At 71.9% G+C, this 25,664-nt stretch carries 26 protein-coding genes; 10 read left to right on the top strand and 16 right to left on the bottom strand.

Features of this window, described 5'->3' with window-relative positions:
• Positions 1 to 9: 9 nt before the first annotated feature.
• The 8 genes from ACWCQ6_RS21910 to ACWCQ6_RS21875 all read right to left on the bottom strand — a co-directional run bounded on the left by ACWCQ6_RS21910 (position 10) and on the right by ACWCQ6_RS21875 (position 7,421).
• Positions 10 to 498: a BlaI/MecI/CopY family transcriptional regulator gene (locus tag ACWCQ6_RS21910; RefSeq protein ID WP_451091580.1), complete on the bottom strand. Its 489-nt coding sequence runs from the start codon at positions 496 to 498 to the stop codon at positions 10 to 12.
• A gap of 115 nt (positions 499 to 613) precedes the next feature.
• Entirely contained in the window at positions 614 to 793 is a 180-nt protein-coding gene (locus tag ACWCQ6_RS21905) for a hypothetical protein (protein ID WP_451091578.1), read from the bottom strand.
• A 43-nt stretch (positions 794 to 836) separates the two neighbouring features.
• The gene (locus ACWCQ6_RS21900; RefSeq protein WP_451091633.1) at positions 837 to 1,418 is read right to left on the bottom strand and encodes a hypothetical protein; all 582 of its coding nucleotides are present in this window, start codon (positions 1,416 to 1,418) and stop codon (positions 837 to 839) included.
• Between the two features lie 448 nt (positions 1,419 to 1,866).
• On the bottom strand, positions 1,867 to 2,664 hold the full coding sequence (locus ACWCQ6_RS21895) for a type III pantothenate kinase (RefSeq protein ID WP_451091576.1): 798 nt from the start codon (positions 2,662 to 2,664) through the stop codon (positions 1,867 to 1,869).
• Entirely contained in the window at positions 2,664 to 3,698 is a 1,035-nt protein-coding gene (nadC, locus tag ACWCQ6_RS21890; protein WP_451091574.1) for a carboxylating nicotinate-nucleotide diphosphorylase, read from the bottom strand. Before nadC ends, ACWCQ6_RS21895 begins: the two co-directional genes overlap by 1 nt.
• Before the next feature lie 2 nt (positions 3,699 to 3,700).
• Positions 3,701 to 5,443: an L-aspartate oxidase gene (locus ACWCQ6_RS21885; RefSeq protein ID WP_451091572.1), complete on the bottom strand. Its 1,743-nt coding sequence runs from the start codon at positions 5,441 to 5,443 to the stop codon at positions 3,701 to 3,703.
• Positions 5,440 to 6,486, bottom strand: coding sequence for a pantoate--beta-alanine ligase (panC, locus tag ACWCQ6_RS21880; RefSeq protein ID WP_451091570.1), 1,047 nt, complete (start codon positions 6,484 to 6,486; stop codon positions 5,440 to 5,442). The genes ACWCQ6_RS21885 and panC overlap by 4 nt, the downstream gene beginning before the upstream one ends.
• Complete coding sequence (locus ACWCQ6_RS21875) at positions 6,483 to 7,421, bottom strand: Rossmann-like and DUF2520 domain-containing protein (protein ID WP_451091568.1); 939 nt, start codon at positions 7,419 to 7,421, stop codon at positions 6,483 to 6,485. The genes panC and ACWCQ6_RS21875 overlap by 4 nt, the downstream gene beginning before the upstream one ends.
• Positions 7,422 to 7,628: 207 nt before the next feature.
• Here ACWCQ6_RS21875 and ACWCQ6_RS21870 point away from each other — a divergent pair, with 207 nt between their 5' ends.
• Positions 7,629 to 8,846: a threonine aldolase family protein gene (locus tag ACWCQ6_RS21870; protein ID WP_451091631.1), complete on the top strand. Its 1,218-nt coding sequence runs from the start codon at positions 7,629 to 7,631 to the stop codon at positions 8,844 to 8,846.
• Between the two features lie 379 nt (positions 8,847 to 9,225).
• Here the strand turns inward: ACWCQ6_RS21870 and ACWCQ6_RS21865 are convergent, their stop codons facing one another.
• Both ACWCQ6_RS21865 and ACWCQ6_RS21860 read right to left on the bottom strand, forming a co-directional pair.
• Positions 9,226 to 9,903 (bottom strand): response regulator, encoded by a 678-nt coding sequence (locus ACWCQ6_RS21865; protein WP_451091566.1) that lies wholly within the window; start codon positions 9,901 to 9,903, stop codon positions 9,226 to 9,228.
• A gap of 118 nt (positions 9,904 to 10,021) precedes the next feature.
• Positions 10,022 to 11,224 (bottom strand): sensor histidine kinase, encoded by a 1,203-nt coding sequence (locus tag ACWCQ6_RS21860; protein ID WP_451091564.1) that lies wholly within the window; start codon positions 11,222 to 11,224, stop codon positions 10,022 to 10,024.
• Positions 11,225 to 11,319: 95 nt separating this feature from the next.
• Here ACWCQ6_RS21860 and ACWCQ6_RS21855 point away from each other — a divergent pair, with 95 nt between their 5' ends.
• Together ACWCQ6_RS21855 and ACWCQ6_RS21850 are read left to right on the top strand one after the other, a co-directional pair.
• Positions 11,320 to 12,300 (top strand): SAM-dependent methyltransferase, encoded by a 981-nt coding sequence (locus tag ACWCQ6_RS21855; RefSeq protein ID WP_451091562.1) that lies wholly within the window; start codon positions 11,320 to 11,322, stop codon positions 12,298 to 12,300.
• A gap of 52 nt (positions 12,301 to 12,352) precedes the next feature.
• Complete coding sequence (locus ACWCQ6_RS21850) at positions 12,353 to 13,495, top strand: NADH-quinone oxidoreductase subunit D (RefSeq protein ID WP_451091560.1); 1,143 nt, start codon at positions 12,353 to 12,355, stop codon at positions 13,493 to 13,495.
• A gap of 75 nt (positions 13,496 to 13,570) precedes the next feature.
• Here ACWCQ6_RS21850 and ACWCQ6_RS21845 read toward each other — a convergent pair whose 3' ends face one another.
• The 4 genes from ACWCQ6_RS21845 to ACWCQ6_RS21830 all read right to left on the bottom strand — a co-directional run bounded on the left by ACWCQ6_RS21845 (position 13,571) and on the right by ACWCQ6_RS21830 (position 17,164).
• Positions 13,571 to 14,584, bottom strand: coding sequence for a hypothetical protein (locus tag ACWCQ6_RS21845; protein ID WP_451091558.1), 1,014 nt, complete (start codon positions 14,582 to 14,584; stop codon positions 13,571 to 13,573).
• Positions 14,585 to 14,679: 95 nt separating this feature from the next.
• Entirely contained in the window at positions 14,680 to 15,666 is a 987-nt protein-coding gene (locus tag ACWCQ6_RS21840) for an ABC transporter substrate-binding protein (protein WP_451091556.1), read from the bottom strand.
• A 109-nt stretch (positions 15,667 to 15,775) separates the two neighbouring features.
• Positions 15,776 to 16,450, bottom strand: a complete 675-nt coding sequence (locus ACWCQ6_RS21835; RefSeq protein WP_451091554.1) for an ABC transporter permease — start codon at positions 16,448 to 16,450, stop codon at positions 15,776 to 15,778.
• A 3-nt stretch (positions 16,451 to 16,453) separates the two neighbouring features.
• A complete protein-coding gene (locus ACWCQ6_RS21830; RefSeq protein WP_451091551.1) occupies positions 16,454 to 17,164 on the bottom strand; it encodes an ABC transporter permease in 711 nt (236 codons plus the stop codon).
• Positions 17,165 to 17,294: 130 nt separating this feature from the next.
• On the opposite strand from ACWCQ6_RS21830, the gene ACWCQ6_RS21825 reads away from it, so the two are divergent.
• Entirely contained in the window at positions 17,295 to 18,482 is a 1,188-nt protein-coding gene (locus tag ACWCQ6_RS21825; RefSeq protein WP_451091549.1) for an ABC transporter ATP-binding protein, read from the top strand.
• A 131-nt stretch (positions 18,483 to 18,613) separates the two neighbouring features.
• Here ACWCQ6_RS21825 and ACWCQ6_RS21820 read toward each other — a convergent pair whose 3' ends face one another.
• Positions 18,614 to 19,738 carry an alpha/beta hydrolase gene (locus tag ACWCQ6_RS21820; RefSeq protein ID WP_451091547.1) on the bottom strand — a complete coding sequence of 375 codons (1,125 nt, stop codon included), beginning with the start codon at positions 19,736 to 19,738 and terminating at the stop codon, positions 18,614 to 18,616.
• A gap of 139 nt (positions 19,739 to 19,877) precedes the next feature.
• Between ACWCQ6_RS21820 and ACWCQ6_RS21815 the strand changes: the two genes are divergently transcribed.
• From ACWCQ6_RS21815 to ACWCQ6_RS21790, 6 genes are all read left to right on the top strand, one after another.
• Positions 19,878 to 21,719, top strand: a complete 1,842-nt coding sequence (locus ACWCQ6_RS21815; protein ID WP_451091545.1) for a phosphatidylglycerol lysyltransferase domain-containing protein — start codon at positions 19,878 to 19,880, stop codon at positions 21,717 to 21,719.
• A gap of 31 nt (positions 21,720 to 21,750) precedes the next feature.
• On the top strand, positions 21,751 to 22,611 hold the full coding sequence (gene folP, locus ACWCQ6_RS21810) for a dihydropteroate synthase (RefSeq protein ID WP_451091543.1): 861 nt from the start codon (positions 21,751 to 21,753) through the stop codon (positions 22,609 to 22,611).
• Complete coding sequence (locus tag ACWCQ6_RS21805) at positions 22,608 to 23,090, top strand: nuclear transport factor 2 family protein (RefSeq protein WP_451091541.1); 483 nt, start codon at positions 22,608 to 22,610, stop codon at positions 23,088 to 23,090. The genes folP and ACWCQ6_RS21805 overlap by 4 nt, the downstream gene beginning before the upstream one ends.
• A gap of 201 nt (positions 23,091 to 23,291) precedes the next feature.
• On the top strand, positions 23,292 to 23,651 hold the full coding sequence (gene folB, locus ACWCQ6_RS21800; RefSeq protein WP_451091539.1) for a dihydroneopterin aldolase: 360 nt from the start codon (positions 23,292 to 23,294) through the stop codon (positions 23,649 to 23,651).
• Complete coding sequence (gene folK / locus ACWCQ6_RS21795) at positions 23,648 to 24,259, top strand: 2-amino-4-hydroxy-6-hydroxymethyldihydropteridine diphosphokinase (protein ID WP_451091537.1); 612 nt, start codon at positions 23,648 to 23,650, stop codon at positions 24,257 to 24,259. Before folB ends, folK begins: the two co-directional genes overlap by 4 nt.
• Before the next feature lie 99 nt (positions 24,260 to 24,358).
• Entirely contained in the window at positions 24,359 to 24,841 is a 483-nt protein-coding gene (locus ACWCQ6_RS21790; RefSeq protein ID WP_451091535.1) for a DUF3180 domain-containing protein, read from the top strand.
• 39 nt (positions 24,842 to 24,880) lie between these two features.
• Here the strand turns inward: ACWCQ6_RS21790 and folE are convergent, their stop codons facing one another.
• Positions 24,881 to 25,486, bottom strand: coding sequence for a GTP cyclohydrolase I FolE (folE, locus tag ACWCQ6_RS21785; RefSeq protein WP_451091629.1), 606 nt, complete (start codon positions 25,484 to 25,486; stop codon positions 24,881 to 24,883).
• Between the last annotated feature and the right edge of the window lie 178 nt (positions 25,487 to 25,664).

Raw genomic sequence — 25,664 nt, 5'->3', positions numbered from 1 at the left:
CCCCTGACGCTATCGCCCGGCCTCCGGGGCCGCCCCGTCGGCCGGATCTTCGGCCTCCTCTCCGGCCGGTTCGCCGGTGGCCGCATCGACCGGTTCACCGGCGGGTTCACCGGACGGGGACTCGGGGGTTGCGGACAGATCGGGCCGGACGATCCGCATGGCATCCCGGAGGGCCTCGCGCTGCTCGGCGGACATCATGCCGAAGAAGGCGACAAGTGCGGCCGCGGGGTTGTCACTGCGCGACCAGGCTTCGTTCATCAGTGCGGCCGAGTAGGCGGCGCGAGTGGAGACCGCCGTATATCTATATGCGCGGCCGTCGACTTCCCTGCGCACCCAGCCCTTCTGATGGAGATTGTCCATTACCGTCATGACGGTCGTGTAGGCGATGGAGCGTTCCTGCTGAAGGTCCTCAAGGACTTCCCGCACGGTGACCGGACGGTTCCATTGCCAGATCCGCGTCATCACGGCGTCTTCCAGATCTCCCAATTGGCGGGGCACAATGTCACTTTAGTGCCAGATGCCTGGAATGACCGGTTATTCGTGCGGCAAAGCAGCAAAGGGCGCACGGCTCGGGATGAGCCGTGCGCCCTTCATGTACGACGGGAGGCGGAGGTCAGGCGCCGCCGCTCCGCGGGGCCTGCTGGACCGACTCGGCGCGGCCGATCGCCAGGTCCACAGCCGCGTCCTCCTTGGCCTTGTTGGGACCGCCCTGACTCTTGACGATCGTCACGACGAGGCCGATGAAGAAGGCGGCCATCACCACGGGGGGCAGGAGCGCGGCTACATAGTCCATGGCGTCCAGGGTAGCGAGGCCGGTACGGACTTCCGCGGCGCCCCTACCCCGCGGCGCGCTGCTGCGGCGGCGGGACCGGGCGGCGGCGGGGCGGGAAGACCTCCGAGGGCTTCGGCGCCGGGCGCCCGGACGGGCGGCCCGGCCGGGCGGGCTCCGCCGGGGCCTTGGGCCGTTCGGGTTCGGCTTCGGCGGCCCGGCCACCGGGCAGGGCGAGGAGCCGGCTGCGCGGCGCGGGAGCCTTCGCCGATACGGCGCGTCCGGCGAGGCGGGCCTGCACCGACCGTTCCGCGACCGCCTGACAGCGCTCCAGGAGCGCTGCGGCCAGCGGCCTGTGGCGCAGGGCGCGCAGCGCGGCGAGATCGTCGGGGCCTGGGTCGTATCCGCCCGCCAGGGCATCCTGGAGCAGCTCCAGATAGCCGCTGACGGAGCCGGGGAGGGCGTTGCGGTAGCGGACGAGGTCGGCGAGGAGGAACGTGCGCAGCCGTCCCGCCTCGCCGACCGCCTCGTCCACGGAACCGGCCAGCCGCAGGCAGTCCTGGACGTCCTCGTCCGGCAGGGGCATGGGATGGAGGGCGATGGCGAGAGCGCGTCGGAGCACCCGCAGCTCGTCCGCGCTGAACGCCATGCCGCCGCGTGATCCGTAAGGCGTGGGCATGACGCGACAATACGTGCTAAATGGACAAAATCGGCTTAACTGGACGTCGGCGGCGCGGCGGCGGACCCGCTCCCCGTGGGCCGTTCCCGCAGGTACACCGCCTGTCCGACAGGGCCGAGGGCGTGCTGCGAAGGTCCGCCTGGCCGGGAACGCCCGACACGCACACTCGCCGCGTTGCCGGTCGTCGGCGCAGCCCGCTGCGCTCTCCACCCTCCGCCTTGCGGTCCCACGCACCGGACGCCCCCGACCCCGCCCTCCGGGCGGACGACGTCCTTTCGAAACACGCCCCAGGAGCGTCCTGAAGATCTTGAAATCGGGCCCGGCTTGCCCCGGTTCATGGCGATTGACATTTTCTGGCGACCTGGTGTGAGCCGGGCGGTCAGAGCAAGATCTTCAGCGGTCTCCTACGGGACAGCCCTCAGCGCCGTGACACGTTCCGCTCGTAGACCAGGCGCAGGCCGATGAGGGTGAGCCAGGGCTCGTGCTCGTCGATGACGGAGGACTCGCCCAACACCATCGGCGCAAGGCCGCCCGTCGCGATGACGGTGACGTCGTCGGGGTCGGCCGCCAGCTCCTTCTTCATCCGCGCGACGACTCCGTCGACCTGGCCGGCGAAGCCGTAGATGATGCCCGCCTGCATCGCCTCGACCGTGTTCTTGCCGATCACGCTGCGCGGCCTGGCCAGCTCGATCTTGCGGAGCTGGGCGCCCTTGACGCCGAGCGCCTCGACCGAGATCTCGATGCCGGGCGCGATGACACCACCGGTGTACTCGCCCCGCGCGGAGACCGCGTCGAAGGTGGTGGCCGTACCGAAGTCGACGACGATCGCCGGACCGCCGTACAGCTCGACGGCAGCGGCCGCGTTGATGATGCGGTCCGTGCCGACCTCCTTCGGATTGTCCATCAGGATCGGCACGCCGGTCTTGATGCCCGGCTCGACGAGCACGGCGGGGACATCGCCGTAGTAGCGGCGGGTCACCTCGCGCAGCTCGTGCAGGACGGCCGGGACCGTGGAGCAGATCGCGATGCCCTCGATGCCGTCGCCCAGCTCCATGCCGAGCAGCGGGTGCATGCCCATCAGGCCCTGGAGCAGCACGGCGAGCTCGTCGGCGGTGCGGCGGGGGTCGGTGGAGATCCGCCAGTGCTCGACGATCTCCTCGCCGTCGAACAGGCCGAGGACGGTGTGGGTGTTGCCGACGTCGATGGTGAGCAGCATCAGGCGTCGGCCCCGTCGGTGTCGCGGAAGTCCAGGCCGATGTCGAGGATCGGCGAGGAGTGGGTGAGCGCGCCGACGGCCAGGTAGTCGACGCCCGCCTCGGCGTAGGCACGGGCGGTGTCGAGGGAGAGCCGGCCGGAGGACTCCAGGACCGCGCGGCCGCCGGTCAGGGCGACCGCCTCGGACGTCTGCAGCGGGGTGAAGTTGTCCAGCAGGATCAGGTCGGCGCCCGCGTCGAGCACCTCGCGGACCTGCTGGAGGGTGTCGACCTCGACCTCGATCGGTACGTCCGGGAACTCGTCCCGCACCCGCTTGAACGCCTCGGCCACGCCGCCCGCCGCGATGACGTGGTTGTCCTTGACCAGTGCCGCGTCCGACAGCGACATCCGGTGGTTGACGCCGCCGCCGCAGCGCACCGCGTACTTCTCCATGGCGCGCAGGCCCGGGGTGGTCTTGCGGGTGTCGCGGACCTTGGCCTTCGTACCTTCGAGCACATCGGCCCAGGCACGGGTGGCGGTCGCGATGCCGGAGAGCCTGCACAGCAGGTTGAGTGCGCTGCGCTCCCCGGTGAGCAGATCGCGGGTGCGGGTGGTGACGGTCAGCAGCTTCTGGCCGGGGGCGACCCGGTCGCCGTCCTCGACGTGGCGCTCGACCGCGAACTCCTCGGTGCAGACGATGGACAGGACGGCCTCGGCGATGCGCAGACCGGCCACGACGCCCGCCTCGCGGGCGGTGAAGTCACCGGTGGCCACGGCGTCCTCGGCGACGGTCGCGACGGTGGTGACGTCCACCCCGCCGTCCAGGTCCTCCTCGATCGCGACATGCGCGACGTCCTCGACCTGGACCGGGTCCAGGCCGGCGTCGGCGAGGAGCTGTGCGAGGGCGGGGTCGAGGCCGCACTCCAGCGGGTCGAGCTCGTCCCCGCCGCAGCCGCAGCCGTCCCCGCAGCCGCCCGCGGACGGTGCGGGCGCGCCGATCTGGATCAGCGGTACATCCACGGGTGTGGGGCGCGGATTCTCTTCGGGCGTGCTCACGGTTACGGCTCCTCGGTGACATCGGCGGGGTGGGTGGGGGGTGCTGCTGCGCAGTCTGGTGCCTGCGCGGGGCGTACGGGCCCGAATGCCTGGGTCTGCGTCCGGCTGAGGACCGGGCGGCGCTCCGGGGTGAGCCGTACGACGAGGTGGCGGCGCCAGCTCTCGTCGTCGCGCTCGGGCCGGTCCTCGCGCCAGTGGCAGCCGCGGGTCTCCTCGCGCTGCCGGGCGGCGGCGACCAGGACGCGCGAGACGAGCAGCAGGTTGGTGGCCTCCCACGCCTCGACGCCGGGCACCGCGACCTTGGGCTCGTCCGCCTCCACGGCCGACGCGGCGCTGTCGTGGAGGGCCTCCAGCTCGTCGGCGGCGGCGGCCAGGCTCTCGGCGGAGCGGAGGACTCCGGCGCCCCGGGTCATGATGTGCTGGATCGTGGACCGGGCCTCCGGGGCGATCAGCGGGGAGGGTGCACGGTCGTCGTCGGTCTCCGCGGCACCCGCGCGGGGCCGGTCCTCGACGATGTCCGCCGCGATGCGCTCGGCGAAGACGAGGCCCTCCAGGAGGGAGTTGGACGCCAGCCGGTTCGCGCCGTGCACGCCGGTGCAGGCGACCTCGCCGCAGGCGTACAGACCGGGCACCGTGGTACGTCCCCGCAGGTCGGTGCGGATGCCGCCGGAGGCGTAGTGCGCGGCGGGGGCGACCGGGACCGGTTCGGTGATCGGGTCGATGCCGTGGGCGCGGCAGGCCGCCAGGATCGTGGGGAAGCGCTGCTCCCACATCTCGGCGCCGAAGTGGCGGGCGTCGAGGTACATGTGCTCGGTGCCGAGCAGCTCCATCCGGCGGGTGATGGTCTTGGCGACGATGTCGCGCGGGGCCAGTTCCGCCAGCTCGTGCTGTCCGAGCATGAAGCGCGTGCCGGACGCGTCGACGAGATGGGCGCCCTCGCCCCGTACCGCCTCCGACACCAGCGGCTGCTGGCCCTCGGAGCCGGCGCCGAGGTAGAGGACCGTCGGGTGGAACTGGACGAACTCCAGGTCGGAGACCTCCGCGCCGGCCCGCAGCGCCAGCGCCACGCCGTCGCCGGTGGAGACGGCCGGGTTGGTGGTGGCGGAGAAGACCTGGCCCATGCCGCCGGTGGCGAGGACCACCGCGGGGGCGTGGACCGCGCCGACGCCGTCGTGCTGGCCCTCGCCCATGACATGCAGCGTGACCCCCGCGGTACGCCCCTCGGCGTCGGTGAGGAGGTCCAGTACGAGCGCGTTCTCCACAGTTCGCAGGGCGGCCTCGCGAACCGCCTCGACCAGGGCGCGGGAGATCTCGGCGCCCGTGGCGTCGCCGCCCGCGTGGGCGATGCGGCGGCGGTGGTGGCCGCCCTCACGGGTCAGCGCGATGTCGCCACTCGCCGTGGTGTCGAAGTGGGCGCCGGTCCCGATCAGCCGGCGCACCGCGTCCGGGCCCTCGGTGACCAGCATCCGGACCGCCGCCTCGTCGCACAGACCGGCGCCCGCGACCAGGGTGTCGTCCAGGTGCTGCTCGGGGGTGTCGCCCTCGCCGAGGGCGGCGGCGATACCGCCCTGCGCCCAGCGGGTGGAGCCGTCGTCGAGGCGGGCCTTGGTGACGACCACGGTGGCCAGGCCCGCGGCGGCGCAGCGCAGCGCGGTGGTGAGACCGGCCACGCCGGAGCCGACCACCACGACGTCGGCGTCGATGGACCAGCCGGGAGCGGGCGCGGTCAGCCGTATTCCGGTCACGTGGTGGCTCCGAAGGTCAGCGGGATGTTGTCGATGAGGCGGGTCTTGCCGACCCGCGCGGCGACGGCGAGGACCGCCTCACCGGTGGTGCGGTCGTCGGGGATCTCGGTGAAGTCGGCCGGGTCCACCAGCGCCAGGTAGTCCAGGGCGAGCGGGGGCTGCGCGCCCGCCGCGTCGTCGAGGATCAGGCGCGCGGCCGCCCGCACTGCCGAGGGGCCGTCGACCGGGCGGGCCAGAGCCACCGCCTGGGTGTCCGCGGCGGCGCGGGCCTCGCCGAGCGCGGTGAGCGCGGCGGCCCGGCCCGTGGTGGCCGCGGTGGTCCGGGCGCGGGCGTGCAGCGCCTGCTGGGCGGCGAGCCGGTCGCGGGCGGCGAACAGGGCCCGGGACAGGGCGAGGGCGGTGTGCCGCTCCTCCGCGTCCAGGAAGCGGTTGCGGCTGGAGAGCGCCAGGCCGTCCGGCTCGCGCACCGTCTCCACGCCGACGATCTCCACGGGGAAGTTGAGATCGCGCACCATCCGGCGGATCAGCGCCAGCTGCTGGGCGTCCTTCTGCCCGTAGAACGCGACATCGGGGCGGGTGAGGTGGAGGAGCTTGGCGACGACGGTGAGCATGCCGTCGAAGTGCCCGGGGCGCGAGGCCCCTTCGAGCCGCTCGCCCATCGGGCCCGCCGAGATCCGGACCTGCGGCTCGCCGCCGGGGTAGACCTCGTCGACGGACGGCGCGAAGACGGCGTCCGCCCCGGCGGCGCCCGCCACGGCGAGATCGGCGTCGAGCGTGCGGGGGTAGCGCTCCAGGTCGGCGGCCTCGCCGAACTGGAGCGGGTTGACGAACACGGTGACGACCACCTGGCCGTCGGGGCCCGCCGCCGCGCGGGCGGCGCGGATCAGGGCGGCGTGGCCCTCGTGCAGGGCGCCCATGGTCATGACGACGGCCCGCGGCCCCTCGAAGGGTGCGAAGGCGCCGAGCTCGGCCGCGGTACGGAGCAGGGGGGCCGCGGGCCCGCGGGGCGCGGCGGGGCGGGGGGTATCGGTCGTGTCGGTCATCGGGGCTCCTGTGGTCCGGTGCCCGTGCCGTCGGCCAGGACCCCGAGCAGGTCCTCGGCCAGCTCCGGCTTGAGCATGCCGTGGGCGAGGGCCCGGTCGGCGGTGGCGCGGGCCATCGCGACGTATCCGGCCACGGTCTGCGGGGCGTGCCTGCGCAGCTCGCCGATGTGCGCGGCGACCGTGCCGGCGTCGCCGCGGGCCACGGGGCCGGTCAGCGCGGCGTCGCCGGAGCGCAGGGCGTTGTCGAGCGCGGCGCCGAGCAGCGGGCCGAGCATCCGGTCGGGGGCGGTGACCCCGGCCGTGCGCAGCAGCTCCATGGACTGGGCGACCAGGGTGACCAGGTGGTTCGCGCCGAGGGCGAGCGCGGCGTGGTAGAGCGGACGGGACTCCTCCGCGATCCATTCGGGCTCACCGCCCATCTCGATCACCAGCGCCTCGGCCGCGAGCCGCAGCTCCTCGGGGGCGGTCACGCCGAAGGAACAGCCGGCCAGACGCTGGACGTCGACGGAGGTGCCGGTGAACGTCATCGCGGGGTGCAGGGCGAGCGGCAGGGCGCCGGCCCGCAGCGCCGGGTCCAGGACGCCGGTCCCGTACCGCCCGGAGGTGTGGACGATCAGCTGTCCCGGCCGCACCGCACCGGTCTCGGCCAGGCCCTCGACCAGGCCGGGCAGGGCGTCGTCGGGGACGGTCAGCAGCACCAGCTCGGCGCGCGCGAGGACCTCCGCGGGCGGCACCAGCGGGACATCGGGCAGCAGGGCGGCCGCCCTGCGCACGGACGCGTCGGAGACGCCCGACACGGCGACCGGCCGGTGCCCGGCGAGCTGCAGGGACGCGGCGAGAGCAGGGCCGACGCGGCCCGCGCCCACGACGCCGACCGTGAGGCGGGCGGGGCGGTCCCTCGCGTCGAGGGGTTCATTGGGGGCTGTTGCATTCACGCGGCGGTGGCCTTCCGTTCCAGTCCGCAGGGGGTACCGGACGATTCCTCTGCATGCTACGCCAGCGTTTCGTCCGGACTCCTGGCTGTCCACAGCCTGTGGGAAAGTCCGGGCAGGAGGCACGGCTCGGAGCCCGGGAGCCCGGAAAACCGTGCGGGCCCGCTCTGCGCGCTGCGTGATGATCGTCCCATGACAGACACAGCAGACATGGACGGGCAGTCACGGCCCAAGGCGCAGGAGGAGCCGCGGGAGGAATCGTGGGAGGACGCGCAGCGGTCGCGCAGGACCAAAGCCTGGGCCGCGGCCGAACGGGCCCTGATCCGGCCGGCCATGAACCTCTCGCTCGGTGAGCGGCTGGCCGCGCTGACGGCCGGGGCCGGGTCCGTCACCGATCTCGACCGCCCCGCGGACATCTACGGCGACGGCGTCGTCGCCGAGCTGGAGGAGCGGATCGCGGGCCTGCTGGGCACGGAGGCCGCGGCGTTCTTCCCGACCGGGACGATGGCCCAGCAGGTCGCGCTGCGGTGCTGGGCCGGACGGACCGGCAACCCCACGGTGGCGCTGCACCCCCTCGCCCACCCCGAGGTGCACGAGCGCGGCGCGCTGGGGACGGTGAGCGGGCTGCGCACCGTCCATCCGACGTCCGGATCCCGGCTGCCCACGGCTCAGGAGATCCGCGACTTCGACGAGCCGTTCGGCACGCTGATGCTGGAGCTGCCGTTGCGCGATGCCGGTTTCGTCCTGCCGACCTGGGAGGAGCTGGAGGACGTGGTGGCTGCCGCGCGGGAACGCGATGCCGTGGTGCACATCGACGGCGCTCGGCTGTGGGAGTGCGCTCCCCACTTCGGGCGGGAGCTGCCGGAGATCGCGGCGCTCGCGGACAGCGTGTACGTGTCGTTCTACAAGACCCTCGGCGGGATCTCCGGGGCCGCGCTGGCCGGTCCCGCCTCGCTGATCGAGGAGGCCCGCACCTGGCGCCACCGGTACGGCGGGCAGCTCTTCCAGCAGTTCCCCGCGGCGCTCGCCGCCCTGATCGGCCTCGACCGGGAGCTGCCGCAGCTGGCTTCGTACGTGGCGCAGGCGAAGGTGGTGGCCGGGGCGCTGGCCGAGGGCTTCTCGGCGGCCGGCACCCCGTGGTTCCGGGTGCATCCGGAGCCGCCGCACACGCACCAGTTCCAGGTGTGGCTGCCGTACGGGGCGGATGTCCTGACGGAGGCCGCGGTGCGGCAGGCGGAGGAGACGGGCGTGTCCCTCTTCCGCAAGTGGTACCCCGCGGCCGCCGGGCCGCCCGGACTGTCGTTCACCGAGGTGACGGTGGGGCGAGAGGGGCTGGAGTGGACGGCTGAGGATGTACGGGGCGCCGTGCGGGAGTTCGTGGAGCGGCTGGGGCAGGGCCTGTCCGGCGGATCGGAGTCGGACGGTTAGGGCCTGTCCGGCGGATCGGAGTCGGACGGTTAGGGCCTGTCCGGCGGATCGGGGTCGGACAGGGCGCGGCGTCTGGTGCGGTGCATCGCAAGGCGCCGGAACGTCTTGGACCGACCGGCGACGCCGCGAGGTGCCGTGCCGGACGCCGTGACCCCGGTCATGATCCGCCGGACAGGTCCTAGACGGATCCCGCCGGGCCGGCGGGGGAACGGCCGGGAGCGCCGCAACCACCGGTCCCGCGGCCCCGGCCGGTCAGCGAACGCAGTGCCGCCCGCCGGCGACCGCGCGCCGGGCGGCCCGCAATCACCGCGTCGAAGCGGCGCCGGCCGCGTGCCTCGCGCACCACGGCCCAGTCGTCCCGGCCTGGCAGTGGCGCCGGTCAGGCCGCCCCGCCGCCACCGGCCCGGACCAGCCCCGTCTCGTACGCGAGGACCACGACCTGCACCCGGTCGCGCAGGGCCAGCTTGGTGAGGATGCGGCCCACGTGCGTCTTCACGGTCGCCTCCGAGAGCGCCAGGCGCGCCGCGATCTCGCCGTTCGACATGCCCTGGGCGACCAGCAGCATCACCTCGCGTTCGCGTTCGGTGAGCTTGGCGATGTCCTTGTGCTGCGGCTCGCTGATGCCGCTCGGCAGCATCGGCGAGAAGCGGTCGAGCAGCCGACGGGTGGTGGACGGGGCGACGACGGCGTCGCCGCTGTGCACGGAGCGGATCGCGGCCAGCAGCTCGGCGGGCGGCACGTCCTTGAGCATGAAGCCACTGGCCCCGGCCTTCAGCCCGGAGAAGGCGTACTCGTCGAGGTCGAACGTGGTCAGGATGAGCACCTTGGGCGCGTCCGGCTGCGCGCAGATGCGCCGGGTGGCCTCGACACCGTCCAGCCTCGGCATCCGCACATCCATCAGCACCACATCGACGGCGGTGGAGCGAAGGTTCTCGATCGCCTCCGCACCGTCGCCGGCCTCGGCCACGACCTCCATGTCCGGCTGGGCGGCGAGCACCATCCGGAAGCCGGTGCGCAGCAGCACCTGGTCGTCGACGAGCATCACGCGGATCGCCATGAGGGGTTCCGTCTCCTTGTCTGACAGGGCGTCGGATCCGACGCCCAGGGCCTTTCGCTCGGATCAGGCCGGGCTCGCGTGCCCCGGTGCCTGATCCGGCCGGATCCGAACAAAAACCCTAGTGGTCCGGTTTGAGCGGCAGCAGCGCGCTGATCCGGAAGCCGCCGCCGGGCCTCGGCCCGGCGTCCAGCGTGCCGCCGACCATGCCGACCCGCTCGCGCATACCGATCATCCCGTGGCCCGCACCGTCGGCGCCGCCGTCCTCGTACAGTTCGTGCGCCGCGCCCCGCCCGTCGTCCTCGACCAGCAGTCCGAGGCCGTCGTCGAAGTAGACGAGACGCACGCTGGCCCCCGCGTCAGGGCCGCCGTGCTTGCGGGTGTTGGTCAGGGCCTCCTGCACGATGCGGTACGCGGTCAGCTCGACCCCGCTGGGCAGCGGGCGCGGGGTCCCCTCGATCTTGAAGTCGACGGCCAGCCCGGTCTGTCTGACCTGTTCGATCAGATCCCCGATCTGGTCCACATCGGGCTGCGGGACGTACTCCCCGCTCTCCTGCGCGTCGCCCGTCCGCAGCACCCCGAGCAGCCGCCGCATCTCGGCCAGTGCCTGCCTGCCGGTACTGGAGATGGTCTCCAGGGCCTGCTTGGCCTGGTCGGGGGCCGCGTCCATCACGTAAGCCGCGCCATCGGCCTGCACCACCATCACCGACACGTTGTGCGCGACCACGTCGTGCAGTTCGCGGGCGATACGGGCGCGCTCGGCCGCCACCGCGACCTTCGACTGCGCCTCGCGCTCCCGCTCCAGCCGGGCGGCGCGCTCCTCCAGCTGACTGAAGTAGGCGCGCCTGGTCCGCATCGAGTCGCCGAGCACCCAGGCGAGCACGAACGGAACGGTCAGCACGACGACGAAGAAGACTTCCTCGGCCCAGCCGTACCGCGCCTCCTCGCCCGGCCAGCGCAGCTTGGACAGCGCCGCCGCGCACAGGCTGCACACCAGTGCGAGCCGGGACGCCCAGCGCTCCCCGACGGTGGCCACGGTGAAGACGATCACCAGCATCGCGAAGTTCATGACACCGGGCCCCACCCCGGTGACCATCTGCGCCACCCCCATCGCGATGGCGAGCAGCAGCATCTTCTCCGGCGCACGCCGGCGCAGGGCGACGACGGTGCAGAGGCCGAGGACGATCGGAACGGAGGCGACGCGCTCCCTCGTGGTTCCCCCCATACCCACCATGGACAGGCCGGAGAGCCCGAGGAGGACGACGGCCCAGAAGGTGTCGACGCCCGTCGGGTGTCTGCGGAGGAAGTCGTAGAGGCGCTGCACGTGACCCAGCGTAGGGACAGGCAAGGGCGCACGGGTCAGCCGAAGGGCCGATCCGGCTCCAGGGGCCGTACTCCCCAAGGTGGAGACTTGGATCCGTGACGGATGAGTGGCGTGGATGGCAGGAGGCGGCACAGACCGCTTTGTACGGGGACCAGGGGTTCTACCGGAGCCCCGAAGGGCCGGCGGGCCACTTCCGTACCTCCGTCCATGCCTCCCCGCTCTTCGCCTCCGCCGTCGCCCGGCTGCTGGTCGAAACGGCACGGGAGCTGGGCACCGGCTCGGTCGACCTGGTGGACCTGGGCGCCGGGCGGGGCGAGCTGCTGACGGGGGTGCTGGCGGCGCTGCCGGCCGCCGGCGCGGACGGTCTGGCCGTACGGGCGTACGCCGTGGAGCTGGCCGGCCGTCCGCCCGGACTGGATTCCCGGATCGAGTGGTGCGCCGAACCGCCGCCGCGGACCCGCGGCCTGCTGTTCGCCAACGAGTGGCTGGACAACGTCCCGACCGAGGTGACCGAGACCGACGCGGACGGTGTCGCCCGATACGTCCTCGTCCGGACCGGGGACGGTACGGAACGGCTGGGCGAGCCGGTGACCGGGGCGGACGCCGAGTGGCTGCGCCGCTGGTGGCCGCCGGCCGGACCGGGCAGCCGCGCGGAGATCGGCCGCCCCCGCGACGAGGCCTGGGCGCGGGCGGTGGCCACGCTGGCCCAGGGGCTCGCGGTGGCGGTGGACTACGCCCATGTGCGCGACGCACGGCCCCCGTTCGGCACCCTGACCGGCTTCCGGGCCGGCCGTGAGGTGCGGCCGGTGCCGGACGGCAGCTGCGACCTCACCTCGCACGTGGCGCTGGACGCGTGCGCGGCGGCCGGCTCCGGGGCCGGTGCGCCGCCCGAGCTCCTGAGCCAGCGCGAGGCGCTGCGCCGCCTGGGCGTCAGCGGCGAACGCCCGCCCCTGGCGCTGGCCTCGGCCGACCCGGCCGGGTACGTACGGGCGCTCGCCTCGGCGGGCGAGGCGGCGGAACTGACGGCCCGGGGCGGCCTCGGCGATTTCGGCTGGCTGATGCAGCGCAGGGGCTGAGAACGGGCGCCCTGGACTCGGAGCCCCGGCCCGTCCACGCGATACTGGCGGCATGACGGAGACGACAGTCGGCATCGGCGGCGCGGCGGAGAGCACCGACATGGTGCTCAACATCGGCCCGCAGCACCCCTCCACCCATGGCGTGCTCCGACTGCGTATCGTCCTGGACGGCGAGCGTATCCAGCGCGCCGAGCCGGTCATCGGCTACATGCACCGGGGCGCCGAGAAGCTGTTCGAGGCCCGCGACTACCGGCAGATCGTGATGCTCGCCAACCGCCACGACTGGCTGTCGGCGTTCTCCAACGAGCTGGGCGTCGTGATGGCCGTGGAGCGCATGCTCGGCATGGAGGTCCCGGAGCGCGCGGTGTGGACCCGCACCCTGCTCGCCGAGCTGAACCGGGTCCTGAACCATCTGATGTTCCTCGGCTCGTACCCGCTCGAACTCGGCGGGATCACCCCGGTGTTCTACGCCTTCCGCGAGCGCGAGGAGCTCCAGGCCGTGATGGAGGAGGTCTCCGGCGGCCGGATGCACTACATGTTCAACCGCGTCGGCGGCCTCAAGGAGGACCTCCCGGCCGGATGGCTCGGCCGCGCCCGGGACGCCGTCGCCTCGGTCCGGTCCCGGATGGACGTCTACGACGACCTGGTGCTCGGCAACGAGATCTTCCGGGGCCGCACCCGCGGCGTGGGCGTGCTCTCCGCCGGGACCGTGCACGCGTACGGGGTGTCCGGGCCGATCGCCCGCGCCTCCGGCGTCGACTTCGACCTGCGGCGCGACGAGCCGTATCTCGCGTACGGGGAGCTCCAGGACACCCTGAAGGTGGTCACCCGCACCGAGGGCGACTGTCTGGCCCGCTTCGAGTGCCTGCTGGAGCAGACGCACAACGCCCTGGACCTCGCGGACGCCTGCCTGGACCGGATGGCCGCCCTGGCCCCCGGCCCGGTCAACCAGCGGCTGCCCAAGGTGCTGAAGGCCCCCGAGGGCCACACCTACGCCTGGACCGAGAACCCCCTCGGCGTCAACGGCTACTACCTGGTGTCCAAGGGCGAGAAGACCCCGTACCGGCTGAAGCTCCGCTCCGCCTCGTACAACAACATCCAGGCGCTCACCGAGCTGCTGCCTGGCACGCTGGTCGCCGACATGGTGGCGATCCTGGGCTCGCTCTTCTTCGTGGTCGGCGACATCGACAAGTGACCGACGAAGCAGCGGCCGCCGTCCCGGGTCCCGGGGCGGCGGCCGCTGCTCGTCGTGCGGGTCGTGCGGGTCGTGCTACGAGATCGCGCTGCGCAGCTCCACCACGTCCAGCTGCTCGGTCTCGTCGTGCGGGGTCAGGTCGATGACCTCGCCCACGACGCGGTCCGGGGCCGCGCCCGTACGGTGCGCGGCCAGCGCCTCCTCGCCCACCACGTCGGCGAGGTCCTCGTCCTGCACGGAATCGATCGCGGCGCGCGCCGCCTTCTGCGTACCGAAGAAGTCGAAGCTGCCCTGCGGCACGGGATGGCGGCGGGAGGCCGCGTACGGGGCGACGGCGGTGGCGGCCGGCGCGGTGCGCGCCGGGGGCAGCGCGGCGGACACTCGGGGCGCGGGCAGGGCTGCCGGCGGGCGCAGATGCTGCGCGCCGGTCGGGTCCTCGTCCGCGGCGTGCTTGCCCTGCCGCTCCTCCGGCTCCCGGGACCGCTCCTCCAGATCGCGCTTCCTGGCCTGCTCGGCGGTACGGCGCGCCCCCTGGAGCGCCCCGTTGCGCGAGAGGTCCTCCAGCGCCTGGGCGGCCCGCAGATAGGCGGCCCGAGTCGGCGTGCTGCGCGCGGCAGGCAGTTCCCGGGGCGCGGCGGCCTCGATGGCGAGCTGCCTGCGGCCCTCCAGGGCGCTGGCCCGCTCGGTCTCGGCGTTGGCGTACCGGCGCAGCAGTGCGGCGTGCTCCCCGCGGAGGTTGGCGAGCTCCACGCGCTTGCGGCGCAGCTTCGCCTCCAGCCGGGCACGCAGCTCCCGCGACTCCTCCAGGTCGGCCTCCAGCTCGGCGAGCCGCTCCTCGGCCCGCATCTCGTCACCGGCGCGGGCCCGCGTCAGCTCCGCGACCCGGCGGCCGGCCTCCCGGTCCCAGCTGCGCATCAGATACGCACCGGTCACGGCGGCTGCCGCCGAGGCGGCCACCAGACCGCGCAGGACCAGGGGCTCGGCGAGCAGCCAGGCGCCCGAGGCACAGAGGACCGAGACTCCGACGACTGCCGACGGCGGAAGGATTCTGTGCAGAGGTGGCGAATGGCGATGACGTCCACGTGGCATGGCCTGAAATTTACCGTGTGTACGAGGCACTTGGGGGGCCGCCCGCCAATCTGTTCCCTGCCGGTTACCTGACGGCCCCCTTTCCGCCCGGATTCCTACTTCTCGACGAGGCCCTTCGAGCGCAGATAGTCCTTGGCCACATCGGCGGGCTTTGCGCGCTCGGCGTCGACCTTGCGGTTCAGTTCCGCGAGATCCTCTGTGGTGAGCGCCTTGGTGAGCTTGCCGAGTGCGTCGGCAATGTCCTGGGAACCGGCGTCCTCGGCATTGACGACCGGCAGTACGTTGTCGGCGTTCTGGAGCTTCTTGTCGTCCTCCAGGAACACCAGGCCGTAGCTGTCCAGCACCGCGTCCGTGGTGGTGGTGAGGACCATCTGGTCCTTGCCGTCCTTGACCGCCTGCTTGGACTGCGGCGTACCGACTCCCTTGGGGTCTATACCGGTGACATTGATGCCGTACGTCTTCTTCAGACCGGGTGCGCAGAACGGCCGCACCTCGCACTCGTCACCCGCCGCGATCTTCACTTCGGCCTTCGACCTGCCGAGGTCCGAAAGGGTCTTGAGCTTGTTCTTCCCGGCGAATTCCCTGGTGACCGCGAAGGCGTTCTGGTCGACCGCCGCACCGGCCGGGAGCACCTTCAGTCCGCGCGGGGTGGCGAGCTTCTCCAGCGCGGCGACCGTGGCCGCCGTGTCACCGGAGGCGACCGGCGTCTTCTCGGCCTTCTCGGGGCCGTTCACCTTGGCATTGAGGAATTCGGCAATCGTCGCGGCGTATTCGGGGACTACATCGATCTCGCCCTTCTCCAGGGACGGCTCGTACAGTTCCCGGTTCGCCACCGTGGTGACCGAGGTGCTGTATCCGGCATCGCCCAGGATCTGCGCGTACAGCTCCGCGAGCACCTTGGACTCGGTGAAGGAGGCCGCGCCGACGACCAGCGAGCCCTTCTTGCCGGAGCCCGCGGCGCCGCCGGAGGATGCCGCGCCCGCCTTGTCCTGCTCCAGGCTGTCGCCGCCGCAGGCGGCGAGCGAGCCGGCCAGCGCGGCCATGCCGATGACCGCGCCGGCTATGCGCGAGGTCTTGCTCATTGTCGTCTCCGTCCACGGCCACAGGGGCCGTACGAGTTCACAGCAACAGGTCTGTACGTGATGCGGCCGGGGAATCGCGGACCGGGTTCCGCGGGGTGCTCACGCCTCCTCACACCGTCCGGCGGCGGCGCAGCGGTGACAGCAGCCGGTCCAGGCCCACCAGCACCGCCTCCACCAGCAGGGCCAGCACGGCGACCAGCACCGCGCCCGCGACCACCTGCGGTGTGTTGTACGTGTTGAAGCCGGCGGTGATGATCCGGCCGAGGCCGCCCTGGCCGACCATCGCGGCGATCGTCGCCGTGGCGACCACCTGGACCGCGGCGGAGCGCAGCCCGGTCATGATCAGCGGGTAGGCCAGCGGGAGTTCGACCCGGAGGAAGAGCTGCCGCCCGGACATCCCCATGCCGCGCGCCGCTTCCGTCACCGACCGGTCGACCTCCGTCATCCCGACGTAGGCGTTGGTCAGCAGCGGTGGCACGGCGAACAGCACCAGCGCGATGACCGTCGGCACATATCCGGCGTTGCGCAGCGGCGAGACCATGAAGAGGGCCAGCACCGCGAAGACCGGCACCGCACGCCCCACGTTGGAGAGATTGACGGCCAGTGCGCCCCCCTTCCCGATGTGCCCCAGATACAGCGCGACCGGCAGCGCCACCGCGCAGGCCAGGGCGAGCGCGACACCGCTGACGTACAGATGCTCGGCGAGCCGGTGGGCCGCCCCGCTCTCCCCCGACCAGTTGGCGCCGGTGGTGAGCCAGGTCCATGCCTCGCCGAGAACTCCCATGGATCAGACCGCCTTTGCCACGGTGTCCGCGTCCGCGTGCGCGGCGCTTATTCGGGTCCAGGGGGTCAACAGCCGCTGCACACCGAGCAGCAGCAGATCCGCGACGACCGCCAGCAGTACGCACAGCACCGAGGCGGTGAGCACCTGGGCCTTGAAGAAGCTGGGGAGCGCGTCCCCGATGAGGTTGCCGAGGCCGCCCCTGTCGATGATCGACCCGACCGTGGTCAGCGCGATCGTCGACACCGTGGCGATCCGTACCCCTGCCATCAACGCTGGTATGCACAGCGGGAGTTCGACCTCCCACAACAGCCGGGCCGGCCCGTACCCCATCCCCTTCGCGGCCTCCTTCGCCTCCTTCGGCACGGCTTCCAGGCCTGCCAGGATGTTCCGCACGAGAATGGTCAGCGAATACAGCACCAGGCCGGTGACCACCAGCGCGGCGGAGAGCCCGAACAACGGCAGCAGCAGCGAGAACATGGCGAGCGAGGGCACGGTGTAGAGCACCGTCGTCAGCCCGAGCACCGGTCCGGCGAAACGGCGGCTGCGACGCGCGAGCAGCGCCAGCGGAAAAGCCACCAGGAGTCCGATCGCCACCGAGACCGCGGTGATCCAGATGTGCTGGACCGTCGCATCGGTCAACTCCTGGCTGCGGGAACGGAGATACTCCCCGCAGATCCAGTCGTTCGTCACCAGGCAGTTCTGTCCCGCGGCCATCCGTCCCCACCTCCCGGTCACCGCTTCGCACGTATGTCTGGCGACCCTATCCTCGACCACTGACAATCGCCGGAGCCGTTGTATTTCAGCAACATGTCCTTCACAGAACACGCGCCACAATGGGGGAACCATGATCCGTTTCGAGCACGTCACCAAGCGGTATGCGGACGGCACCACCGCCGTCGACGGCCTTTCCTTCGAGGTCGCCGAGGGCGAACTGGTCACGCTCGTCGGACCATCGGGGTGCGGCAAGACGACCACCATGAAGATGGTGAACCGGCTCATCGAACCGACCGAGGGCCGGATATTCGTCGACGGGGACGACATATCCGCCATCGACCCGGTCCGGCTGCGCCGCCGTATCGGTTATGTGATCCAGCAGGTGGGACTCTTCCCGCACCGCACGATCCTGGAGAACACCGCGACCGTCCCCCATCTCCTGGGCTGGAACCGGGGAAAGGGACGGGAACGCGCGGCCGAACTCCTGAGCCTTGTCGGACTTGACCCTTCCGTCTATGGCGACCGCTATCCGGAACAGCTCTCCGGCGGTCAGCGCCAACGCGTCGGTGTGGCAAGGGCGCTGGCCGCGGACCCGCCGGTACTGCTGATGGACGAGCCTTTCGGCGCGGTCGACCCGGTCGTACGGGAACGACTCCAGAACGAATTCCTGAAACTTCAGGAACAGGTCCGTAAAACCGTCCTGTTCGTCACGCACGACATCGAGGAAGCGGTCCGGCTCGGCGACCGGATCGCCGTCTACGGGCAGGGCACCATCGAGCAGTTCGACTCCCCCGCCACCGTGCTCGGCGCGCCCGCCACCCCCTATGTCGCGGACTTCGTCGGCGCCGACCGCGGCCTCAAGCGGCTCTCCGTGACCCCCATCGAGCAGGGCGACCTCGACCAGCCGCCGGTCGTCCATCTCGACGACTCCCTGGCGCGGGCGACCGAACGGCTGCGGGCCGAGGGCGCGCGCTGGGCCGTCGTCCTGGACGGCCAGGACAATCTGCACGGCTGGATCCCCGCCGACGCCACCGCCGACGGGGCCGGGGACACGGTGCGCGCGCACGCCCGCAGGATGGAGGCGTGGCTGCCCGTCGGCGCCCCGCTCAAGCAGGCGTTCGCCACCATGCTCCAGCACGACGCGGGCTGGATCGCCGTCATCGACGAGGAGAGCGCCGGCCGGTTCCTCGGCGTGCTCACCCCGGCCCGGCTGCACGAGGCGCTGCGCCGCTCCATCGACGCGGACGCCCAGGACGTCCCGCGCGCCGAAGTGGCGGTCGAGACGGTGGAGAACGTCACCAAGGCCGCCGCGCGGTGAACCGGGTCTTCCCGGCGCACCGCGCGGCGGCCCGTGCAGCGGCCCGTGCCGGGTCTCCCTTCGGATCCGATCCGGGTCTCCCTTCGGATCCCGATCCGGTTCCCGCTTCGGCTCCCGATCCGGTTCCCGCTTCAGTTCTCGCTGAGCCGGCTGCTCAGCCATTCCAGCGCCGAGGGTATCTCCCGCCGCCAGGTGTTGAAGTTGTGCCCGCCGCTGTCGAGCACGATCGACGAGACCTGCGCGGGCGGCTTCACCTTGGCGATGAACTGCCGCGTGGTGCGGTAGTTCCCCTCGCCGTGCCTGGAGGTCGTGACGAGGAAGGACGAGTCGGGATGCTTCGGCATGTGGTCCAGACTCCACATCAGATCGGCGCGGTCACGCGCGCTCTGGTCGCCGTGGAAGAGATCGCCGGTCGTCGGGTCCTCGGCCGCCTTGTAGTACGCGGAGAGCCCGACGCTCGCCGCGAACCGGTCCGGGTGGTGGAGCCCGATCTTCAGCGCGCAGTAACCACCGGTCGAGTTGCCGATGATGCCCCAGTTGCGGGCCAGCCCGCCGACCCTGTACGACTCCGAGATCACCCGCGGCAGGTCCTCGGCGAGATAGGTCTCGGTCTGCGGCCCGCCCTTGATGTCCACGCACTCGGTGTCCCGCGGCGGCGCGACCGTCGGCCGCAGCATCACCAGGATCATCGGCTGGGCCCGGCCCGCCTTCACCCGCTCGTGTGCGGTCCGCGGGTACCGAAGGCCCTTCAGAAGGTTCTCCGAAACGCCCGGATAGCCGGTGAGCACGACGACCGCGGGGAACTTGCGGCGGGCGTAGGCCGGCTGGAAGTACTCGGGCGGCAGATACACGTACGCCGAGCTCTCGATCTTCGACTGCCGGCCCGCGATCACGACCTTGTCGATCCGCCCGGCCATCGTGGGCCGCGATGCGCCCGGTACGTCCGGCCGCTGGGTCCCGACCCGGACGATGTTCTTGGAGGTCAGCGTTCCGGCCGCGTGGTCCGTGACCACACCCAGATCCTGCTTCTGGCCGAACAGGTCGGCCCACGAGCCGTAGAAGAGGAAGGAGTTGTTCGCCACCAGGCCCACCGTGACGAAGACCGTCACCTGGGTCGCCAGCAGCAGGCCGACCCTGCCGAGCACCGCGGACACGCTGCGAGGGGCCAGCCGGGGCCACAGCCAGACCGTGGCGGCGAAGAACACCACGGTCAGCACGATGGCCAGAACCAGAAATGTCTTACTGGTAAGACCCATGGGGGTGAGCTTTCTTGTCTGGAAATTTCCGGCTGTCGGGTGAACCCCCGGCCCGGAAGCCTCGTCCTACAGGTCGCACATCGTCCGGAGGGCTACGACCGAAGGACTGAAAGAATCTCTCGCGGAACCACGGGAAGCGATGTCTGTCACGCTAGATGGGGATAAGTCGGTGTTGGTTCCGAGCCGCGTACGCAAGTTCATGCGTGGCCCGCGCCCCGAGTCCGTACCGACACTGGTCGGTTCCGCCTGCGCCGCCGTCGGCCTGATCGATGTCGCCGCGGGCGTCTTCCCGCGCTTCCGGCACAGCCGGATGCACACCCTCGCCGAAGTGCTGCCCGGCGCCCTCGGGCCGTTCGCCGCCGCACTCTCGCTGAGCGCGGGCGTCCTCCTGCTGCTGCTCGCCCACGGCCTCAAGCGCCGCAAGCGGCGGGCCTGGCGGGCCGCCGTCGCGCTGCTGCCGGCCGGCGCGCTGGCGCAGTTCAGCTACCGGCACTCGGTCACCGGCACGCTCGTCTCGCTGGCGCTCTGCCTGCTGCTGATCCGTCACCGCGGCGAGTTCGCGGCGCTCCCCGATCCCCGGAGCCGCTGGCGGGCCCTGGCCAACTTCGTGCTCCTCGGCGCGGGTTCGCTGGCCCTCGGCCTGGTCGTCGTCAGCGCACACCCCGGCCGGGTCCTGGGCAGCCCCAGCATCGCCGACCGGCTCCAGCACGTGCTTTTCGGAATGCTCGGCTTCGAGGGGCCCGTCGAGTACGCCGGCGACACCTCCTGGACCGTGGCGTACTCCCTCGGCGCCCTCGGCCTGCTGACCGCCGTCACCACCATCTACTTCGCCTTCCGCCCCGAGCACCCGGCCGCCCGCCTCACCGAGGACGACGAGGCACGGCTGCGCGCCCTGCTGGAGAAGCACGGCGGCCGCGACTCGCTCGGCCACTTCGCGCTCCGCCGCGACAAGGGCGTCGTCTTCTCCCCCAGCGGCAAGGCCGCCGTCTGCTACCGGGTCGTGTCGGGGGTGATGCTGGCCAGCGGCGACCCGATCGGCGACGTGGAGGCCTGGCCCGGCGCCATCGAACGGTTCATGGACGAGGCCAGGGCCCACTCCTGGACCCCGGCCGTGATGGGCTGCAGCGAGACCGGCGGCGAGGTCTGGACCCGCGAGACCGGGCTCGATGCCCTGGAGCTCGGCGACGAGGCGGTGGTGGATGTCGCGGATTTCTCGCTCGCCGGGCGCGCGATGCGCAACGTACGCCAGATGGTGAAGCGCATTGAACGGCTCGGCTACGAGACCCGGGTACGACGTGTGAGCGACATCGACGAGGCCGAACTGACCCGCATCCGGCACGCCGCCGCCGACTGGCGCGGCACCGACAACGAGCGCGGCTTCTCCATGGCGCTCGGCCGGATCGGCGACCCGGCCGACGGCGACTGCGTCATCGCCACCGCGCACAAGGCCGACGAGCACACCGCCGACTCCCCCTACGGCGACCTGAAGGCCGTACTCCACTTCGTCCCGTGGGGCCGCGACGGCATGTCCCTCGACCTGATGCGCCGCGACCGCTCCGCCGACCCCGGCATGAACGAGCTGCTGATCGTCGCCGCCCTCCAGGCCTCGTCCCGGCTGGACGTCCGACGCGTCTCGCTGAACTTCGCGATGTTCCGCTCGGCGCTCGCCCGCGGCGAGAAACTGGGCGCGGGACCGGTGCTGCGGGCCTGGCGCGGACTGCTGATCTTTCTCTCGCGCTGGTTCCAGATCGAGTCGCTGTACAAGTTCAACGCCAAGTTCCGGCCCCGCTGGGAGCCGCGCTTCGTCGTCTACCGCGCCGCCCGCGACCTGCCCCGCATCTCGCTGGCGGCCATGCAGGCGGAGGGCTTCGTGCACCTCGCCCTGCCCCGCCCCTTCGCCCGCCGCTTCCCGGCCCCACGGCCCCGCCCCTGCGCCCACACCCTCGCGCCCAGCCAGGAACAGCACGCCCGCGCAGCGTAGCGCCGCTCCGTACGGGGCCTACGCTGGTCGCATGAGTACGTTGCGTGGACGAGGCACGGTCCAGGGCCTGCCGGAGTGGGACCGCTGCGCGGTCATGGGTGTCGTGAACGTGACCCCGGACTCCTTCTCCGACGGGGGCCGCTGGTTCGACACCACGATCGCGGTCAAACACGGCCTCGACCTGGTCGCCCAGGGCGCCGACCTGATCGACGTCGGCGGCGAGTCGACCCGCCCCGGCGCCAGCCGGGTGGACGCCTCCGAGGAGCTGCGGCGCGTTGTTCCGGTGGTCAGGGGCCTGGCCTCCGAAGGGGTCACGGTCTCCGTGGACACCATGCGGGCCCGGGTCGCCGAGGAGGCGGTCGCGGCCGGGGCCGTACTGGTCAACGATGTGAGCGGCGGCCTCGCCGACCCCGACATGATCCGGGTCGTCGCCGCGGCCGGCGCCCCCTTCGTCGTGATGCACTGGCGCGGCTTCAGCAAGTCCATGAACAGCCGCGCGGTGTACGGGGACGTCGTCGCCGAGGTCGTCACGGAGCTGCGGGAACGGATGGACGCCGTGGTCGCGGGCGGTGTCGCCCCGGAACGGATCGTGATCGACCCCGGCCTCGGCTTCGCCAAGGACGCCTGCCACGACCTCGCCCTGGTCGCCCACCTCGACGAGCTGCGCGCCCTGGGCCGCCCGCTGCTGGTCGCCGCCTCCCGCAAACGCTTCCTCGGCCATGTGCTGGCCGGCGAGGGCGCCGCACCGCCGCCCGCCCGCGAACGCGACGCCGCCACCGCGGCCGTCTCCGCGCTCTCCGCCCACGCGGGTGCCTGGGCCGTACGGGTCCACGAGGTACGGGCCACGGCCGACGCCGTGCGGGTCGCCCGCGCCGTCGAGGGGGCCGCGTGACCGGGTCCCGCGACGAGCACGCGGAGGCGGCCGCCGACATCGCGGCCGTCGAGCAGGCCAACACCGCCTTCTACGAGGCGATGGAACGCGGCGACTACGAGGAGCTCTCCGGGCTCTGGCTGCCCGGCGAGGACCTCACGGTCTCCTGCGTCCACCCGGGCTGGCCGGTACTGACCGGCCGTGGCGAGGTGCTGCGCAGCTACGCACTGATCATGGCGAACACCGAGTACATCCAGTTCTTCCTGACCGATGTCGGGGTCTCGATGACCGGCGACACCGCTCTGGTGACCTGCACGGAGAACATCCTCAGCGGCGGCCCCGCGGAGGACGGCAACGCCCTCGGCCCGCTCGTCGGCCAACTCGTCGTGGCCACCAATGTGTTCCGGCGTACACCGGACGGCTGGAAACTCTGGTCCCACCACGGCTCGCCCGTACTGACCGAAACCGGTGAGGAAGAGGACGAAGAGACACCCTCCTGACCCGGTGGTCGAGTGGCCGCGCCCCCGCAGGGGGTTGGATCCGGGAAGTGCGGGTATACGCGGCTACCAGTGCCGTGAGGCCGCGACCACGGCCCCCACGGGCGAGCGCTGTCGGTGCTCGCAGGTAGATTCGAAAGAGAGCACCTCGCCGTCCGCACGCGGCCCGTGTCTCTACGCCCTACGACAGCAGGAGTGATTCGCGTGGATCGTGTCGCGCTGCGCGGCCTCAAGGCCCGTGGACACCATGGCGTCTACCCCAAGGAACGGGAAGAGGGCCAGACTTTCATCGTCGACCTGGTGCTCGGCCTGGACACCCGCCCCGCGGCGGCCACCGACGACCTGACGAAGACCGTGCACTACGGCATCGTCGCGGAGGAGGTCGTCGGCGTGGTGCAGGGTGAACCCGTCGATCTGATCGAAACGCTCGCGGAGCGCATCGCCCAGCAGTGCCTCAAGCACGAAGGAGTCGAGGAGGTGGAGGTGGTGGTGCACAAGCCGGATGCGCCGATCACCGTCCCCTTCGACGATGTGACCATCACCATCACCCGGAGCCGAGTATGACCGCGTTTCCCACCGAAGGGCAGAGCGACCCGACCGTGCAGCCGGTGCCCGCCTCCGTGGTCGAGCAGGTGGACGCGGCGGACAGCACTCTCTCCAACCCCAAGCGTGCCGTGATCTCCCTGGGATCCAACCTCGGCAATCGCCTGGAGACCCTCCAGGGCGCCATCGACGCCCTGGAGGACACCCCCGGCCTGCGGGTCAAGGCCGTCTCCCCGGTGTACGAGACGGAGCCCTGGGGCGTCGCCCCCGGCTCCCAGCCCTCGTACTTCAACGCGGTGGTCGTCGTGCGGACGACGCTCCCCCCGTCCTCCCTCCTGGAGCGCGGCCAGGCCATCGAGGAGGCCTTCGACCGGGTCCGCGATGAGCGCTGGGGCCCGCGCACCATCGACGTCGACATCGTGGCGTACGCGGATGTCGTCTCCGACGACCCGGTGCTCACCCTCCCCCACCCCAGGGCCCATGAGCGCGCCTTCGTCCTCGCCCCGTGGCACGACATCGACCCCGATGCCCAGCTGTCCGGCGCCGGATCCGTGGCGGAGCTGCTGGCCGGGGTCGGCCGGGACGGCGTGCTGCCCCGGGCCGATCTGGAACTCCGTCTGCCCGAGTAGTCGTTAGGCTCAACGGAAACGGATCACCGGCGCCGCGGTTTCCCGGCGAGGGGGACCACGGGCGACACGGACCACTGGCGGCGAAGGGCGGACCACTCGGTGAAGCAACTCAGGCTCGGGGTACTGGCCGGCCTCTTCGCCGCCGCCGGGGTGCTCTCCTGGGGCGGCGCCCGCCTCTGGGACTCCCTGGGCAGCCTGCCGAGCGTTCCTCTCGCCGCGCCCATCGTGCTCGCTGTGATCGCCGTCATTCTGCTGGCGACGGCTCTCTCCATCCGCTCCCGGCTGCGCGCCCAGCGCGAGCGCCGGCCGGGAGCCAAGGGCGTCGAGCCGCTGATGGCGGCCCGAGCGGTCGTCTTCGGTCAGGCCAGCGCCCTGGTCGTCTCCCTGGTCTCCGGCATGTACGGCGGCATCGGCGTCTTCCTGCTCGGCTCCCTGGACATCCCGGCCCGCCGCGACCAGGCGATCTACGCGGGCTTCGCGGTCCTGGCGGGCATCGCGGTGATCGCCGCGGCCCTCTGGCTGGAGCGCATCTGCAAGCTCCCGGACGACGAGGACAACGACAAGAGCTCGGCGGCCGCATAGGGCCTGTCCGGCGGACAGGCCCCAGGGCGTGTTTCGTTGTCAGCGCGCCATGATCAGGCTCATGGCCTCGGCGCGCGTCGCGGGGTCGCGGAGCTGTCCGCGCACCGCCGAGGTCAGCGTCTTCGCCCCGGGCTTGCGGATGCCCCGCATCGACATGCACATGTGCTCGCACTCGACGACGACGATGACCCCGCGCGGCTCCAGGATCTCCATCAGGGACTCGGCGATCTGCGTGGTCAGCCGCTCCTGGACCTGCGGGCGCCGGGCGTAGACATCGACCAGCCGGGCCAGCTTGGAGAGGCCGGTGATCTTGCCGCTGGTGGCCGGGATGTACCCGACGTGCGCGACGCCCCGGAACGGCACCAGGTGGTGTTCACAGGTACTGAACACCTCGATGTCCTTGACCAGCACCATCTCGTCGTGACCGAGGTCGAACGTCGTCGTCAGGACGTCCTCGGGCTCCTGGTGGAGGCCCCCGAATATCTCCTTGTACGCCCGTGCCACCCGTCCCGGCGTCTCGCGCAGTCCCTCGCGGTCCGGGTCCTCGCCCACCGCGATGAGGAGTTCGCGGACGGCGGCCTCGGCCCTCTTCTCGTCGAACTCGCCGATCGGACCCTGGCCGTCCAGCGTCACCGGGTCGGTCATCTGTGCCTCGTTCCTCTGAGCTGTCACCCGCGCATACCTCCGCACGGACGTACGAAAAAGCCGCGCCCCCACAGGCTAGAACCTGTGGGGGTGAGGGAGCCGTCATGGGCCCGGTAGCCGGTTCCCATGCCTTCCGTCCCGTCCATGTCCTTCATCGAGTGCCCTTCGTGCCCGGCGG

This window comes from Streptomyces sp. NPDC001880 (assembly GCF_053594575.1).
This window is presented reverse-complemented; position numbering and strand designations above follow the sequence as displayed.

Excerpts from the sequence above, each read along its gene's own strand:
- ACWCQ6_RS21905 (WP_451091578.1), bottom strand. The coding sequence starts at position 793 with ATGGACTATGTAGCCGCGCTCCTGCCCCCCGTGGTGATGGCCGCCTTC.
- ACWCQ6_RS21900 (WP_451091633.1), bottom strand. The coding sequence starts at position 1,418 with ATGGCGTTCAGCGCGGACGAGCTGCGGGTGCTCCGACGCGCTCTCGCC.
- ACWCQ6_RS21895 (WP_451091576.1), bottom strand. The coding sequence starts at position 2,664 with ATGCTGCTCACCATCGACGTCGGCAACACCCACACCGTCCTCGGCCTG.
- panC (WP_451091570.1), bottom strand. The coding sequence starts at position 6,486 with ATGACCGACACGACCGATACCCCCCGCCCCGCCGCGCCCCGCGGGCCC.
- ACWCQ6_RS21870 (WP_451091631.1), top strand. The coding sequence starts at position 7,629 with ATGGACGGGCAGTCACGGCCCAAGGCGCAGGAGGAGCCGCGGGAGGAA.
- ACWCQ6_RS21865 (WP_451091566.1), bottom strand. The coding sequence starts at position 9,903 with ATGGCGATCCGCGTGATGCTCGTCGACGACCAGGTGCTGCTGCGCACC.
- ACWCQ6_RS21850 (WP_451091560.1), top strand. The coding sequence starts at position 12,353 with ATGACGGAGACGACAGTCGGCATCGGCGGCGCGGCGGAGAGCACCGAC.
- ACWCQ6_RS21845 (WP_451091558.1), bottom strand. The coding sequence starts at position 14,584 with ATGCCACGTGGACGTCATCGCCATTCGCCACCTCTGCACAGAATCCTT.
- ACWCQ6_RS21840 (WP_451091556.1), bottom strand. The coding sequence starts at position 15,666 with ATGAGCAAGACCTCGCGCATAGCCGGCGCGGTCATCGGCATGGCCGCG.
- ACWCQ6_RS21835 (WP_451091554.1), bottom strand. The coding sequence starts at position 16,450 with ATGGGAGTTCTCGGCGAGGCATGGACCTGGCTCACCACCGGCGCCAAC.
- ACWCQ6_RS21830 (WP_451091551.1), bottom strand. The coding sequence starts at position 17,164 with ATGGCCGCGGGACAGAACTGCCTGGTGACGAACGACTGGATCTGCGGG.
- ACWCQ6_RS21825 (WP_451091549.1), top strand. The coding sequence starts at position 17,295 with ATGATCCGTTTCGAGCACGTCACCAAGCGGTATGCGGACGGCACCACC.
- ACWCQ6_RS21820 (WP_451091547.1), bottom strand. The coding sequence starts at position 19,738 with ATGGGTCTTACCAGTAAGACATTTCTGGTTCTGGCCATCGTGCTGACC.
- ACWCQ6_RS21815 (WP_451091545.1), top strand. The coding sequence starts at position 19,878 with ATGTCTGTCACGCTAGATGGGGATAAGTCGGTGTTGGTTCCGAGCCGC.
- folP (WP_451091543.1), top strand. The coding sequence starts at position 21,751 with ATGAGTACGTTGCGTGGACGAGGCACGGTCCAGGGCCTGCCGGAGTGG.
- folK (WP_451091537.1), top strand. The coding sequence starts at position 23,648 with ATGACCGCGTTTCCCACCGAAGGGCAGAGCGACCCGACCGTGCAGCCG.
- folE (WP_451091629.1), bottom strand. The coding sequence starts at position 25,486 with ATGACCGACCCGGTGACGCTGGACGGCCAGGGTCCGATCGGCGAGTTC.